This window comes from Sporosarcina ureae (genome assembly GCF_002109325.1).
GTDB lineage: Bacteria > Bacillota > Bacilli > Bacillales_A > Planococcaceae > Sporosarcina > Sporosarcina ureae_C.
Genome location: NZ_CP015348.1, coordinates 1,522,501 through 1,537,989 on the forward strand (window position 1 = coordinate 1,522,501; position 15,489 = coordinate 1,537,989).

General features: G+C 41.8%; 18 protein-coding genes (1 of these 18 only partly in view). 1 reads left to right on the plus strand and 17 read right to left on the minus strand.

Annotation, left to right across the window (positions count from 1 at the left end; genetic code table 11):
- The 14 genes from SporoP32a_RS07565 to acpS form a co-directional block, all read right to left on the minus strand.
- On the minus strand, positions 1–2,082 hold the 5' portion of the coding sequence (locus SporoP32a_RS07565; RefSeq protein WP_085429021.1) for a Tex family protein. 60 nt of this gene lie to the left of the window's left edge; 2,082 of the gene's 2,142 nt are visible here — the first part of the coding sequence; the start codon lies at positions 2,080–2,082; the stop codon falls past the left edge of the window.
- 111 nt (positions 2,083–2,193) lie between these two features.
- Positions 2,194–2,790, minus strand: coding sequence for a PP2C family serine/threonine-protein phosphatase (locus tag SporoP32a_RS07570; RefSeq protein ID WP_085427343.1), 597 nt, complete (start codon positions 2,788–2,790; stop codon positions 2,194–2,196).
- Positions 2,790–3,575, minus strand: coding sequence for an RNA polymerase sigma factor SigB (gene sigB, locus SporoP32a_RS07575; protein WP_085427344.1), 786 nt, complete (start codon positions 3,573–3,575; stop codon positions 2,790–2,792). The genes SporoP32a_RS07570 and sigB overlap by 1 nt, the downstream gene beginning before the upstream one ends.
- Positions 3,550–4,023, minus strand: a complete 474-nt coding sequence (gene rsbW / locus SporoP32a_RS07580; protein WP_085427345.1) for an anti-sigma B factor RsbW — start codon at positions 4,021–4,023, stop codon at positions 3,550–3,552. Before rsbW ends, sigB begins: the two co-directional genes overlap by 26 nt.
- Positions 4,010–4,351, minus strand: coding sequence for an STAS domain-containing protein (locus tag SporoP32a_RS07585; RefSeq protein ID WP_085427346.1), 342 nt, complete (start codon positions 4,349–4,351; stop codon positions 4,010–4,012). Before SporoP32a_RS07585 ends, rsbW begins: the two co-directional genes overlap by 14 nt.
- A gap of 102 nt (positions 4,352–4,453) precedes the next feature.
- On the minus strand, positions 4,454–5,458 hold the full coding sequence (locus SporoP32a_RS07590; RefSeq protein ID WP_198166242.1) for a PP2C family protein-serine/threonine phosphatase: 1,005 nt from the start codon (positions 5,456–5,458) through the stop codon (positions 4,454–4,456).
- A gap of 13 nt (positions 5,459–5,471) precedes the next feature.
- Positions 5,472–5,873, minus strand: a complete 402-nt coding sequence (locus tag SporoP32a_RS07595) for an anti-sigma regulatory factor (protein ID WP_085427347.1) — start codon at positions 5,871–5,873, stop codon at positions 5,472–5,474.
- Between the two features lie 2 nt (positions 5,874–5,875).
- Positions 5,876–6,238, minus strand: coding sequence for an STAS domain-containing protein (locus SporoP32a_RS07600; RefSeq protein ID WP_083034138.1), 363 nt, complete (start codon positions 6,236–6,238; stop codon positions 5,876–5,878).
- A 1-nt stretch (position 6,239) separates the two neighbouring features.
- Positions 6,240–7,067: an RsbT co-antagonist protein RsbRA gene (locus SporoP32a_RS07605; protein WP_085427348.1), complete on the minus strand. Its 828-nt coding sequence runs from the start codon at positions 7,065–7,067 to the stop codon at positions 6,240–6,242.
- Between the two features lie 187 nt (positions 7,068–7,254).
- Positions 7,255–7,605 (minus strand): type II toxin-antitoxin system PemK/MazF family toxin, encoded by a 351-nt coding sequence (locus SporoP32a_RS07610; RefSeq protein WP_029054722.1) that lies wholly within the window; start codon positions 7,603–7,605, stop codon positions 7,255–7,257.
- Positions 7,606–7,609: 4 nt separating this feature from the next.
- Positions 7,610–7,915, minus strand: coding sequence for a transcriptional regulator (locus SporoP32a_RS17400; protein WP_099626193.1), 306 nt, complete (start codon positions 7,913–7,915; stop codon positions 7,610–7,612).
- 156 nt (positions 7,916–8,071) lie between these two features.
- Complete coding sequence (gene alr / locus SporoP32a_RS07620; RefSeq protein WP_085427349.1) at positions 8,072–9,184, minus strand: alanine racemase; 1,113 nt, start codon at positions 9,182–9,184, stop codon at positions 8,072–8,074.
- Positions 9,185–9,272: 88 nt separating this feature from the next.
- Positions 9,273–10,307, minus strand: coding sequence for a LolA family protein (locus SporoP32a_RS07625; protein WP_085427350.1), 1,035 nt, complete (start codon positions 10,305–10,307; stop codon positions 9,273–9,275).
- A gap of 95 nt (positions 10,308–10,402) precedes the next feature.
- Complete coding sequence (gene acpS / locus SporoP32a_RS07630; protein WP_085427351.1) at positions 10,403–10,759, minus strand: holo-ACP synthase; 357 nt, start codon at positions 10,757–10,759, stop codon at positions 10,403–10,405.
- A gap of 68 nt (positions 10,760–10,827) precedes the next feature.
- Here acpS and SporoP32a_RS07635 point away from each other — a divergent pair, with 68 nt between their 5' ends.
- Positions 10,828–11,433 (plus strand): rhomboid family intramembrane serine protease, encoded by a 606-nt coding sequence (locus SporoP32a_RS07635; protein ID WP_085427352.1) that lies wholly within the window; start codon positions 10,828–10,830, stop codon positions 11,431–11,433.
- 191 nt (positions 11,434–11,624) lie between these two features.
- Here the strand turns inward: SporoP32a_RS07635 and SporoP32a_RS07640 are convergent, their stop codons facing one another.
- From SporoP32a_RS07640 to SporoP32a_RS07650, 3 genes are all read right to left on the minus strand, one after another.
- On the minus strand, positions 11,625–13,067 hold the full coding sequence (locus SporoP32a_RS07640; protein ID WP_085427353.1) for a PH domain-containing protein: 1,443 nt from the start codon (positions 13,065–13,067) through the stop codon (positions 11,625–11,627).
- Positions 13,060–13,539 carry a PH domain-containing protein gene (locus SporoP32a_RS07645; RefSeq protein ID WP_085427354.1) on the minus strand — a complete coding sequence of 160 codons (480 nt, stop codon included), beginning with the start codon at positions 13,537–13,539 and terminating at the stop codon, positions 13,060–13,062. Before SporoP32a_RS07645 ends, SporoP32a_RS07640 begins: the two co-directional genes overlap by 8 nt.
- A gap of 133 nt (positions 13,540–13,672) precedes the next feature.
- Positions 13,673–15,187, minus strand: coding sequence for a degradosome RNA helicase CshA (locus tag SporoP32a_RS07650; RefSeq protein ID WP_085427355.1), 1,515 nt, complete (start codon positions 15,185–15,187; stop codon positions 13,673–13,675).
- Between the last annotated feature and the right edge of the window lie 302 nt (positions 15,188–15,489).

Consider the following 15,489-nt stretch of genomic DNA (forward strand, 5'->3'; position numbering starts at 1 on the left):
TATCCATACTGTAACAATATCTCCGGATGCTACTACGTCTAAAGGATGCTTTACAAAGCCATTTTTCATTTTAGATATGTGTACTAATCCATCTTCTGAAACGCCAATATCTACAAATGCACCAAAGTCCACTACGTTACGGACAGTTCCTTGTAGTTCCATACCTTCATGCACGTCTTTGATATCGAGGACATCTGCTTTCAGTAAAGGCTGAGGATAATCATCACGTGGATCGCGATTTGGACGCTGCAATGTTTGAATAATATCTTGAAGCGTGATTTCCCCTACATCCAACTGTACAGCAAGTTGTGCAATATCCACTTGTCCAAGTGCAGTTGTCGCTTCTTCAGTACCTAACTGAGACTTAGTAAGTTTCAGCTCTTTCAATACCGCTTCTGCAACTTTATAGCTCTCGGGGTGAATCCCTGTCGAGTCAAAACGTTCTTTTGATTCCGGTATACGCAAGAAGCCAATTGCCTGTTCATAAGTTTTCGCTCCTAGTCTTGGGACCTTCTTCAATTCTGTGCGTTTTGTAAACTTCCCTACTTCTTCTCTCGCTTTGACTATATTCTCCGCCACTGTTTTAGATAGGCCTGAAACATATTGCAACAACGACGATGAAGCAGTGTTGACATTAACCCCAACTCGGTTAACCGCTGTTTCTACAACAAATGAAAGTGAGTCCGTTAGATTCTTTTTTGCTACATCGTGTTGGTATTGCCCAACGCCAATAGATTCTGGATCTATTTTCACAAGTTCTGATAACGGATCTTGTAGTCGGCGCGCAATGGATACCGCACTTCTCTGTTCCACTTGTAAGTCTGGGAACTCTTCCCGCGCTTTTGCAGAAGCTGAATACACACTTGCCCCCGCTTCATTAACGATTACATACGAAACCGGCTCTTTCACTTCCTTAATTAAATCCACGATGAACTTTTCCGTTTCCCGTGACGCGGTACCATTACCGATCGCGATGATGGAAATCGGATACTTTTTAAGCAAATCCAGAATTACTTTCTTGGATGCATCTTTCTGAGGTTTCGGCGGATGCGGATAAATAACAGAGATATCTTGGAGTTTCCCTGTTTCATCTACCACGGCTAGTTTACAACCGGTTCTGAACGCTGGATCTACACCGAGTACTGTTCTACCCTTTAGCGGCGGTTGCAGTAATAGACTGCGCAGATTCTCGGAAAATACATGAATAGCTTGTGTTTCAGCCTTTTCAGTCAGGGCTGTACGAACTTCTCTTTCTATTGAAGGAGCGATTAGACGTTTAAATGAATCTTCTAGCGCTTCTTTTATATAAGTTGCTGAAGTAGAAGGGTGTCTTTTAAGATACGTACGTTCTAAATCACCGATAATGCGATCTGTAGGGAAACTTACGCCTACACGCAATACATCTTCTTTCTCCCCGCGGTTAATAGCTAGAACGCGATGAGGTACGATCTTGTTAAGAGGTTCTTCATATTCATAGTAGTTTTCGAAGACTTTTTTTTCATCTTCCGCATCCTTTTTCAAGATTGCAGTTAACTTCCCAGATGCCCATGTGATTTTACGTATTTTCTCACGCATCGTTGCGTCTTCCGATACTCTTTCTGCAACGATAAACTTTGCTCCTTCTAGAGCATCTTCTATTGAATGGATTTCTTTTTCAGGATTAATATAAGTTTGCGCAACAGTCTCAATGTTCGCAGACGACTGTTGCATGAGTTGGTCAGCCAGTGGCTCTAGACCGTTTTCAATCGCAATCATTGCCTTCGTACGTCTTTTTTGTTTATAAGGGCGATATAAGTCTTCGATTCGTTGCAATACACTCGCACGCTCTATCTCAGCTTTTAACGTATCGTCCAGTTTACCTTGTTCTTCTATTAAACGAAGAACTTCTTCTTTTCGCTGTTCAAGCGATTTTATATAATGATAAGCATCTTCAATATCTTTGATCTGCACTTCATCGAGTGAACCCGTTGCTTCTTTTCTATAACGCGCAATAAAAGGTACTGTGTTGCCTTCTTCCAACAATGCGATAACGCTTGCAGTTTGGCGTTTACCAATTCCTGCTCGGCTTGCAGTTGCCTCCATAAGATCTCTTGACAATTTAACCACCCCTTCTTCTTTCCATATAATAGCATGTTTCGAAAACAGTTTCCTTCTGCAACCTTTTATTTTTTGACACAAAAAAGCCGCTTCAATTTAATGAAGCAGGCTAGCTGAGATGAATGTGGCATCATCGTTATCTTCAATTGTACCTTCAACTTTTTTGTACAATTGGTACGGAGTAGAGTTTTCTTGTAGATACTTTTTAGGACTGCGTAAGTTTACGCCATCAGAATGAAGGAAGAATCGATCATTCTTATTATAAGGATATCTTTGCGTACGCGGTGATTGTGGTCTGCCCGATAGATATCCCATGACTGGCAAAGGATAAATCATCTGACCACTTGATTGCAGGATATAGATACGGATGTTACCAACACAACTATATTCCAGGGTTTGTTGTTCGAAATACACTTTTACAATCCCAACTGCAGCACCTCGTTTATGCAACATCTTTTTATTGCAGCGGTGCAACAAATCGTCAGGTGATTCATGATGATAGAGTTTTAAGACTTGTGGAATTATTTCAGCTGATTCTTTCGCTTCTGTTCCACTACCCAAACCGTCTGCAATAGCACAAATGAAATAATCTTCTTCTGAATGAATGTAGTATGCATCCCCAGAATCTTTATTACCCTTTTTGGACTGTTGATATATATATGCCTCTACATAGTCATTCTCAAAAGTTTCCACTAATTTGCACCACCACTCGTTAAGATTACTTCTTGCAACTTTTTAATCGCTTTACGTTGAAGACGCGAAACGTGCATTTGGGAAATATCCAGTAATTCTCCAGCTTCTTTCTGGCTCATCTGATCGATATATGTATACTGGATAATCTGACGTTCCCGTTCACTTAGAACGTTTAGGGCGTTTAATACAAGCATGCGTTGATCTGTTTTTTCAAAACCGTCATCCGTCTCACCAATAATATCAAGCAGTGTGATCGTCCCGCCCTCTGAATCCGCATCCAAAGTATGGTCAATTGACAGAGCTTGATAACTTCTGCCCATTTCCATCGCTTCAAGAACTAATTCTTCGTCGGTACCTAGATATTCTGCTATTTCATAAACCATTGGTGAACGTTGAAATTCAGTCGTTAATATTTCCACGGCTGCTTTGATTTTCGGACCCAATTCCTTAATTCGGCGCGGCACGTGAACAGCCCATGTCTTATCACGAAGAAATCGTTTGATTTCCCCGATGATTGTCGGCACAGCAAACGCTTCGAAGTTACGTCCTTGCTCAGGATCGTATCTTCTAATTGCGCCTAAAAGTCCAAGCATTCCTGCTTGTACAATATCCTCATGGTGTGATTGCCCGCGTGAATATTTGCGCGCAATAGAGTGCACCAGTCGCTCATAATGCAGGACTAGTTGTGTTTGTGCATGGTCGTCATTATTCTCCTGATAGTCATGTATCCATTGAATGACCTGTTCCTTTGTTTCGTTATCACGAGAAGACTGTTGATTTGACATGGTCTTCTCCCCGCTCTCTGCCCAAATATTTGGTCATGAAAACAATGACACCCTCCCCGTGGTCAACTTTGACTTCGTCCATTAAAGTCTCCATCAAATATAGTCCTAAGCCACCTTCTCTAAGAGGTGATTCTTCATTCCAATCTTGATAGGGACCGACCTTTTTCTTCGTTTCTTCAAAATCGAAACTTTGACCATGATCCGTGACGACAATTTCTAGACGATCTTTATAAAGGGCGCAGCCTAAAATTACTTCACCTGTTTTTTCGTCATTGTACGCGTGCTGGACAGCATTTGTTACCGCTTCACTTGCAGCAATTTTCAAATCTTCAATTTCATCGTATGTAAATCCAATGCGGCTTGCAAGCCCCGATATGGCTAATCGAGCTACACCAACGTATTGAGGTTTTGCCGGAACTTTTATTTCGATGTAATCAAACGCTTGCATTATCTTCGCCACCTTTAGACTGTTCTATCTCCATAATCTCACTAAGGCCAGTAATTTCAAACAATCGATAAAGGCGTTGGTTTAATCCTTTGATAACCAATTTTCCATTGTGCGCTTTTACTTCCTTATAAAATCCAACAAATACACCTAGACCAGTACTATCCATATAGTTGACTTCAGACAAATCCAATTCAACTTCAATTCCTTCAGCCAAGTCTAAATTAGTCAAATGCTCTTTTAGCTTTGGTGCTGTATATATATCGATTTCACCGATAACCTTAAAATTATGCACAAGATCTTTATCCACTTGCTCAACTTGTAAATTCATTTCGCCACCCCGATCGATTTCTCTATTTTCTTAGAATGTAAAGCGTAACCTAACTTGCTATACACTCCTTGTTTTATACCCATTCCCTTATTTTCTAAACCTTTATTTTGTTTTTTTCAAAATAACTAGAGTAAAGTCATCATGCAATTCATAATTCTGCATTTTAGAGAGCTCACTAAATAAATGATCTACCATGGTTTGAGCACTTTCCGCGCGTACGTCACATAGCAAATCCTGGATGACATCCATTTCTATAAATCCTTTTTCCGTTCTCGTTTCTGTTACGCCATCTGTCATGATTGCGACGAAGTCACCATTTTCAAGACGTACTGTACGTTCTTCGTACTTTGCATCTTCTTGTACTCCTAGCAATAACCCTTTGCTCTCAAGCAAACTAAAGTTATTCTCGGATGCGCGATAAAATAACGCAGGTTCATGACCAGCAGATGAATGGCGGAACACAGAGCTTTCCGTGTCATATTTTCCATAGAACATAGAAATAAACATCGTATCGGCAATACTTCGCTCCACCATTTTATTGATGAAGCTTAGCACTTCGGAAGGACTTCTCTGTTCATATCGCAAACTGTCCATCCCAAACTTGACCATGGACATATGCATAGCAGCGGACATACCCTTTCCGATAATATCTGCTACCGCTAGACATACCTCATGTGTATTATCATTCAGGAAGTAGACATAGTCCCCATTCATTTGCTTAGACGGCTTTGACGTCCAGCCTATATCTAGACCCTCGACTTGGGGGGTCGTTGTCTGCAACAACGTATTTTGTACACGAACCGCAATATCCATCTCTGTTTGAATGATTTCCTGTTTGCGAATCAAACTCTGATGTTCTTTTAGTGCTAGTCCATAATGAATCATCATTTCAATTAAAAAGTCGAACGAAACACTCACGTCAGATGGCAGATCCTTAATCAGTTGTTCAATTGACGTCTTATGAATACTGATAACATCTTCTGGCGCGATATCCTTTTCTATGAAGCTGCGGCTGAATTGCTGTCCCAAATAGAGATCTTCTTCTCCTTTGGAGTGCAGATAATTCTCCAGCATTTGTTTATACTGCTTACCCGCCTCCTGTGGCAATACCCTTCAACTCCTAGTGCAACCATTTCGTCGCTGTAATAGTGGTTCCTATGCCCACTTCTGTTTCCACACTAAAATCATCCATTAACCGTTTGACCCCTGGCATACCTGCACCCAGTCCTCCTGAAGTCGTATACCCATCTGTCATAACTTTTTGCAAATCAGAAATTCCCGGTCCATCATCGGAAGCTGTAATAATTAAGCCTACACGTGGACCTACTTGAACAGATTCTATTTCAATTCTGCCTTTTCCTGCATAAAGATATATATTCCTTGCCAATTCACTAATAGCCGTCGTAATTCTAGCTTGGTCAACTGTCCCAAAGCCAGTGCTCTTCGCCTCATTACGGCCCAATTGTCTAGCAGCAACTATATCCCATTCTGTATTGATCTCTATAGAAGACCTGTGTTCCATGGTCAGGCCTCCAATTCTCTAGTTAATTTCTCTAGCCCATTCTCTAGATCTAATGCTGTGGTTACATTCTCTAAACGTATACCTAATTCAATTAGTGTAATGGCTACAGAAGGCTGAATGCCTGTGATGACAACTTTCGCACCCATAAGACTCGTCATATGAATAACATCCCCAAGAACTTTTGCGATGAATGAATCAATGAAGTCGATTGGTGTCAAATCGATCACAACGCCGCGTGCAGATGTTTTATGCAATTGATTCAGTAAATCTTCCTGGAATTGTAAAGCTGTCTGATCATCAAGCTCCACTTGGATAGATACAATCAATGTGTCTTTTAGCTTTAGAATCGGGATTCGCATCTTCATACTACTTTTCCTCCTCCACAATTGTCCGCCCTGTCATTTCAAGCGCTTTTTGCATGCCTCTGCGTAACGTACTCGTTGTCGAGAAATCTGTCAGATTAATGCCTAGCGTGACAATAGTCTGCGCAATCTCCGGACGGATTCCGACTAGCATACATTTCGCACCGACTAAACGAACGGCATCAGCCGCTTGAATAATATGGTGTGCAACCATCGTATCTACTACCGGAACACCCGTGATATCTAGCAATACAACTTCAGCACGTTGCTTGACAACGCCTTCTAGTAGGTTCTCCATGATCAGTTTCGCACGTTCCGTATCAATCGTACCCACTAACGGCATGACAGAGATCTTGTCAAATACAGGAATCAACGAAGCCGAAAGCTCTTGCAATGCAATCTTCTGCAAAATATCTGTGCGCTCCCACTTTGTAGAGTATTCATCGATGATGCTTTCCCTTAATGGATTAATCCAGTTAGAGAAGATATTTACACCTTCGCGTAGATTGGTATCTTTCAAAATCCCCGTTTCAAAAAATAAGTTATAGACTACTGAAGAAAACGTATCGATAGCACGGTTGATAAATTTAATAGACCAACCAAAATGAATGATCTTTTCCGTGAACTCGTCCAATCGTGCCTTGTCCACTTTTTCGCGGGTAGCTAGATTGGAAGTCATAAGTTCAGTGAATTCCCTACTCGTCGTTGCCACCACCGCAGCTGGCATTAAGTCCAAAAAACGCTCATCAGCATTTTCTTTCATTTCTTCTACCCAGCGCATTGTAATTGTATCTATATTCTCGGCTATTCCTTTTCTCATGACTTCATTCATCGTTATTTGTTCCTCCCTACATCTTCAATTATCTCTATTGTATCGAATTTCTCTACAAACTACATGTTTTTACTCATTTTTTTAAAAATCAAAAAAGTAAAAACACTATAACCGGTTGGCTATAGTGTTTTTAAGCAGCCATTGGTTACTAGCACCATCTGCAATAAAAGTTATTAGAATATGTATGCTAAAATTTAATAAGCCCGAAGCTTACTTGCAATGCTTCGTCGACTTGTTTCATTAACGCATCGTCTAAGTGAGTTATTTTGTCTGTGAGCCTTGACTTGTCGATTGTGCGGACTTGCTCGAGCAGGATGACTGAATCCCGCTCGAATCCATGCCGTGCCGCCGTAATTTCGACATGTGTCGGCAATTTTGCTTTTTGTATTTGTGCAGTAATGGCTGCTACAATAACGGTGGGACTGAATCGATTACCGATATCATTTTGGATGATCAGTACCGGTCTAGTTCCACCTTGTTCAGAACCGACTACAGGTGACAAATCTGCAAAAAAGACGTCTCCGCGTTTAATTGCCAACTTTTCATCCTCCGCTGACGCAACGTTCCACGGTATGCTGAGCCTCAAATTCCGCATATAAACATTCTGCCGCTATGTTGAGGTTGATCTGCGACATTTCCACATAACCTCTAATCATGGCTTCACGCAATAAGGAAGCTTCACCATTTTCGATATGTTTCACATCTGTCATATAAACGAAATCTTCTTGCACTTGCTCCCATTGAAAGATTGCGTCTTCATTTTGCTGTTGCAATCTGGTCGAGGCTATACTAAGTATTCTTTTATCGTTTTTATCCGTACGCAAATCGAGCACCTCCGACAAACCCATCCCTTTATTTCTATATCATTTCTATCTTACCATTTATATTGGAATATGAAAAGACAAGGATTTGAGTGTTCTGACAAGAAATACTAGTTTGGTCAGTAGAATGTCGAATTGTATGGACATTGCGTCATATATTAAGCCAGATAGTTTCGACCTTTATTACGTATAGACTCTAGGTATTCGTGTGGAAAACGTTACAGCTATTTCATAGGGTATTGTGTGTAAGCGTTCAGACCATTCTTCTATAACTATTTCTTCGTTGCCTTGTTTGCCTATCAATACCACTTTTTCACCTTCAGGATATTCACAAGGTAATCGGATCATGCATTGGTCCATACAAATGGTTCCGACAATAGGTACCCTTTTACCGTCAATCAGTACTTCCTGACCATTTAACGAACGCTTCAATCCATCTGCGTAGCCTATTGGTAATGTAGCAATCCATTCTCCTTCAGCAGCTTCATACGACCCACCGTAGCTAATTTTTTCACCAGCCGTCATTCTTTTCACATATGCTACTTCAGTTTCAATCGTCAATGCCCGCTCGAGTTTAAATGGTAGTTGCTTTGCTACCGTATCGGAAGGCGGGATGCCGTATAAACCTATGCCAAAACGAACAGCATCTAGTGCATAATTAGGAAACAGTAATGCCCCTGCACTATTTGACGCGTGAACGAGACGCGGCTTTTCAGGCAAGCGATTCACAAGGTGCATAAATCGTTCAAACTGTCGCCGCGTTGGCTCCCGATCATCTTCATCAGCACGTGCAAAATGAGTAAAAACGCCATCTATAGTTAGACTAGACTGTTGAATGCATTTCACTAATTGAGCAAGTTCTTCTTCAGTTCGTACTCCAATTCTACCCATTCCACTGTCGATTTTTACATGAATTCTACATTTATTATCAAACGGTTGCTGAGCGTTTACTTGTTTTACCCAATTCGCACTTGTGACCGTTAAAATAATACGTTGTTGCGCCGCTATCGCTGCAAATGAAACTGGCGAAACCCCTAGCACAAGTATATCGGCAGTCGGTTGTGTTTTTCTGAGCGTCATCGCTTCATCTGGCGTGGCAACAGCGAACATTTCTGCTCCCGCCTGCAATGCAGCGGAAGCAGCCTCCGCTACTCCATGCCCGTAACCATCTGATTTAACGACCGCGATCAGCTTAGTTTCTTTAGGTAAATAAGAAATGAGGTGTTTTGCATTATGCTTAATAGCCGCTGTATTAATAATCGCACGTGTTGGCCGATATTCCGTTTCGTTGAACATTACTTTCCACCTCGTTATAGGATAGACTGTCGCATAAAATAATTATCTATCCAAAGGCATAGCCAAGTCAATTGATTTCAGTTGTTGATTATTTCGATTCTGTTGCTGTCATCGAGTTTGCTACAGTAATCAATTCTTCCTTGCTTAACATATCCGATGCCACAAAGAACGCCATACCATTTGCTTCCCAGTGAATCGATTGTTCTGTCAATGCCGCCACTGCAAATCCTAGATCAACAGGATCACCTTCTATGGATACAGGCATTTCATTTAATGGCTTTTCAGCTGGTTCCTGAATAACGACATACTCCTTATCCCCACTGAATGTCATGATCACACGCTGCCCATTCTCAATCTCTACACTCTTCTCTTCTGACAGTGTTGTACCTTGTAGATTTGCAACTGGATAGTAGGTTTGTTGATTTGCCTTAGCTTGGTCTTCCCCATCACCTTCTGTTGCTTCTTCATCAGTATCCGCTTTGTCACCGTCCGCTTTCGGTTTATCCATTTTCACCTTATATTCAGCAACTTTATGCTCTACACCCAATGCAATTTTATCGAACTTAATGGAGATCTTTTCTTCACCATTTTCATCGTGAATCGTCACCTTGCTTGGCAACAATGTCTTTTTATCAATATGAATCTTCTGAGTTGGTAAAAGTGACTTATGATTATTGCGTGTAGCCGTTTCAAAGATATACTCTTTTTCCTTTTCTTCCATGACCGCTGCTTTGTCTGCCTTAATATCTTCAGCAAGGGTTCCGATTAAATATCCTTGACTGTTCTGGGCAGGCCAATCACTTTGAAACTTATACGTTTTGCCTAGTGATGGTGTAATGACGAATACACCTTCTTCGTTACGAACAATCATTTGTGACTCGCCATTACCCGATTGCGTCACATTTACTTTGTAAAACTCCGGCTTGGTATGCCATACTTCTACATTGTACACCCGAGGTTCTGAACCTGTTTTGATTTCCATCGAGGCATTTAATTCATACCCTTTTGTTTCATTCCACTTATTGCTGAGCTTCTTCATGACATCTTCTTTGGAAGGCTTACCGCATCCTCCTAGTACCAACATAACTGCGACGACTGTTAATAACATAATCTTTTTCCGCATTCTTTTCATCCTTTCTCCAATCAATTCGGGTAGCTTATCTTATGAGAGGGATGAATCGAATATGCGAGCTTGTTTTAATTTCTATTTGACTGTCTTCAGGATTCTATCAAAACCACTTGCGCCGCAGCTACTGTTTGAGTATGTGTAATGCTGACGAACCCTTGAGCTAGCTGTTTACGGAAGTACAATACAGGACGTCCGCTTGCTTCCGAAATGACTTCAATATCGAGAAAATTGCAATCTGTTCCGATTCCAGTGCCGCGAGCTTTGGAAAACGCTTCTTTCGCAGCAAAACGACCTGCTAAGTATTCTATTTTTCGGTGACCACTTAAAGTTTCATACACGTGTAATTCCCTTTCAGATAGTATGCGCTCTCGAAACTTACTATTGCGACCATCCAAACGAGCTACGCGATCCAATTCCACGATATCTAATCCAATTCCTTGAATCAAAATGAACAACTCCTTTCCCTTCAAGTTAAATACTATGTATAATCAGTAAAGAAGATTGAGGTGAAACCATGTTTATACGAACAGAAAACTTTTCACAATATGTTCGCGCCTATCCCGTCGTGACATTTTTGTTAGCCTTGAATATCGGGATATTTATCTATACACTGATTCCCGGCATTGGAGATCAACTCTTTTTACTCGGCTTGGGGGATAACTTCCTCATTGCGAATGGAGAGTATTGGCGCCTAATAACACCGATGTTTTTGCACGGCGGTTTCATGCACCTGTTATTTAACATGTTCTCGCTTTTCGTTTTCGGGCCAGAGCTTGAAAAGATTGCAGGGAAAGCACGTTTTATTACGGTGTATATGTTAGCCGGCTTGTTCGGAGATATCGCAACATACTTCGTGCAGCCTGCTGCTTATACCCATGTCGGTGCAAGTGGAGCGATTTTCGGTGTGTTCGGTGCGTTTGGTGCGCTTGTGTATTACACGAAGCATGCATTCCCGCAGTTGAGACAGGTTATTTTACCGATTATCGTCATTAGTATTGTGATGACATTTGTCGGGACGAACATTAACGTGACAGCGCATATTGCTGGGCTGATCACTGGCTTCCTGATTGGACTGAGCTTTTTCAATCCGAAGAACATCGTCAGTTGGAGAAAAAAATAGTGTGATGCAAAGTCAGATAAGGGATAGTCCTTGTCTGGCTTTTTGCATTGAAACAGAGAATTTTACACATGTGTTGGGGTGGGGATTTGCGTTCTAGACGGACGCGTTATGGAGGGTCCGCAATGAAAATCCCCTATCTAACACCAATGCCAGCCTTTCTAATTTCATTAAGCCACAAAAGCCAGACAGGTTTAGTTGTCTGGCTCTGTTTGTGTTTCTGGAATTTCTGGATGATATTCATACCAAGACAGGAACTTTTCCGCATCTTCCTGTGGCATGTGGCGAATCGCTGGAGCGTCGAGTGTCATGCCAGATTTGACATTGGCAGTGATGGTTGCGACTCTTTTTCTCCGGTGGAAATAGTTCTGATCTACTTCCATCGACTGAATACGATTCTTCTCAGTGAACACCGTCTGCCGACTGATTGCGCGGAAACGCATCGTCAATTGCTTTGGCAAGATCGTGTATGCAGCTGTATTGTATTGCCAAATGCCAAGCAATCCAACTAGCGGTAAGAGCAACAATGTCAGCAAGCCATACGGGAAAAAGTTATACGAGACAATCGCTATTGGAATCAATGTCACGAGTAACTTAAAACGGTAATAAAAACGCTTACCCCTGCTTCCGATTTTCTCTTTTGGCTCACTAAAGTCTATATTTGGAAACAGCTCCTGCAACGGTTCTATAATGCGTTTTCGTTTTGCTAAAGGAAAAAGTTTGATTCGTGAACCTTCCCCTACTCCTCCCGCACTGTTGATAATGACCGCCCCATAGCCGAATAGTTGGCGTAAAGGATTTTCAGCTATAGTAATATTTTGTACACGTTTCAACGGAACAGTTACTCGTTTCTTCTCAAGCAACCCTCTCGTTATGATTAGATCATCTTTCTCAAGCATGACTTTGAAATCATAATTCGCAAGGAATGTCATCGCAACGGATAGTAGCCAAACGATCAGAAAACCGAGTACTATTAAAATCGTGATGACGAAGACGCCAATACGGATGAACGATTCTAACTCTCCAAACAACCAGTCGTACGGTATAAGTTCTTCGATTTGTGATAAAAACACGAGAGCACCGGATAAAATAACCCCAATGCCCCCTGACGTTGTCGCAAGCATGAGCAAGTCGCCTGTCGTCATAGAGAAAATCACGGGTGCTGGTTGATGCACAGTTTGAATTTCACGTTCAATCTGTTCGGCTGCCTCTTTCGTGATCGCAGTCAATTCCGCTTCAGCATCTTTACCGGAAGAAGACCCCGCCGTTTCGATTTTAACCTTTACTAATTGAAATGGACGGTGAAAAATACCTTCTGTGTAATCTAAGCTTTGAATGCGGTCAAAAGGGATATAACGCTTTTTCCTGACAAACAAACCCGATACGATGCGCAGTTCTTGGTCCTCGAACCAATAGTCGAAGCGACGCCATTTCACAATACCTGATACGAGCGTAAATACGATTAATACACCGAATAGGAGTAACGTCCAATATTGGATATACCAAGGCGCTGTACTTTCTCCTTTGAAGCCATTCACAAAGACTAAAATAATGAATGGACCAATTAAATCTTTCAGTGTTTTCGCAGTCTCGACGACAGCTGTGATCCAATGAAGTTTATAGCGTTGTTCAGACATCGTCTTTCGCCACCCTTGCAAACGTCGATATCCGATTGCGCAGTTCATCCGCCTCTTCCGTTACCAATGCAGGAATGGAATGATTTGTTGCTGCAGTAGAAATCGTGATGGACGCTAGACCATATTTGCGTAGAATTGGCCCTTCTGCTGTATCCACGTGCTGAACACGCACCATCGGTATAAGCGTGCGATTGACGATGAATAAACCGTGTTGTAGCTCTATCTCCGCTTCACGCACTTCGTAACGCCAGCGTTGCCAACGTATTTTCGGAAATAAATAAATTGATAAAAATGCATATAATAGTACGACTACAGAAACGACAATCATAATCCAAACGGGCCAATCAAAAAAATACGATAAAAAACCAACGCCGACTGCGATTACCAGTATAATAACACTTTGAATCGTTCCATATAATCTCCATACCGTTAACCCTTTTCTGGAGATTTGATTTGAAGGTTGTTGCCTCACTAGATCCACCTCTTTTCGAATACCTACACATACATACGTAACAACATGAAAAATGTTTCATTTAATCGATCATATCATATTCACGACAAAAAAATCCGGGCTGCTATAATGCAGGCCCGGATTTTGTCTATTCTTATCTTTCTGAACGATTACTGCTGCTGCTGCGTCTTGATGCGCCATCTCTTCTTGCGCCATCACGAGGCCCACTGCCACGTCTATTAGATCCGCCAGCTGAACCACCGCTTCTGCCACGTCCGCCTTGTGAACGTCCGCCGCCGCTACGATTGCCGCCTTTATAACCGCCACCTGAACGTGAAGAACCACGTGAAGGTAATGGACGCTCTTCAGAAATACTAACAGGCGTCTCATCAACGTCTTTAGTCAATGACTTAAGAGCAGCTGACAAAATTTCTTTTGCATCATATTTCTCAAGCAACTGTGCTGCTAATCCAGCATAATCTTCTGAATTGTGCTGATTGATTGTTTCTTCCAATGCTTCCACAGCATTTTTCTTCTGTTCAAGCAAAGCCTCATCAGAAGTTGGTGGACGTAAAGGAGTCATACGCTTCTTAGTCGTTTCCTCAACGATGCGAAGGTAACCCATTTCACGTGGCGTTACGAATGTAACTGCAACTCCACTTTTACCAGCACGGCCTGTACGACCGATACGGTGAACATAGCTTTCTGGGTCTTGTGGAATATCAAAGTTGTACACGTGTGTTACACCTGAGATGTCTAATCCACGTGCAGCTACGTCTGTCGCTACAAGTACATCGATTTTATTGTCTTTGAACTGACGCAAAACTGACATACGTTTCGCTTGTGTCAAGTCACCGTGGATTCCTTCGGCAATATAGCCGCGAATACTTAGTGCATGAGCCAACTCATCTACCCGGCGCTTTGTGCGTCCGAATACGATAGCCAATTCAGGTTGTTGAACGTTCAACAATCTTGATAACACATCAAATTTCTCACGTTCATGAGACTTTACGAAGAACTGTTCAATGTTCTCAACAGTCATTTCTTTTGATTTGATTTTAACCATTTCTGGGTTTTTCATGAAAGTTTCTGCAATTTTACGGATCGGAGCTGGCATAGTTGCTGAGAATAGCAACGTCTGACGCTCAGCCGGTACGCTTGCAAGAATTGTATTGATATCTTCGATGAATCCCATGTTCAACATTTCATCTGCTTCATCCAAAACAAGTGTTTGAACGTGATCAAGCTTCAATGTTTTACGGTTAATATGGTCCAAAATACGTCCCGGTGTACCGACTACGATATTTGGATTATTACGAAGTGCACGGATTTGACGCCCGATTTCCTGTCCGCCATAAACGGAAAGTACTTTCGCACGGCTGCCGTAGCCTACTTTGTAAATTTCTTCGGATACTTGGATTGCCAATTCACGTGTTGGTGCGATGACCAAAGCCTGAACTGCAGTGCTTTTAGGATCCAATTTCTCAATGATTGGAATACCGAATGCTGCCGTTTTACCAGTGCCTGTTTGTGCTTGCCCGATTACGTCGCGGCCTTCCATACCAAAAGTGATCGTTCCCTCTTGGATTGGTGTTGCCTCTTCAAACCCCATGCGTAGCAAAGCGTTTTGTGTTGTTTCACTAATGTTCAATTCTGAAAACTTCGTCAAAATATTCAATCTCCTTTATTTCTCCATTTGACAATTGGTTACATCTGCAAATGAAAGCGCGGCAAATTCGAGCCATGTACTTTGAAAGTTGGGAGCGTTTCCGATATATCCATCTCTGGTTTATAAAAAGAATCTTCTAGAAGGATTCTTGTGGGTGCAGAGGGGTCATATCAATTACACCTATCGTAATTGCGTCCAGATTTTTATACAGCACAATGTAAAACCCGTGACATACAAGGAAAGCTCGGTCCTTGCCGAGCGGTGAAAACAGCAAATCATTGCTAGTCTGCCTACTAATCACC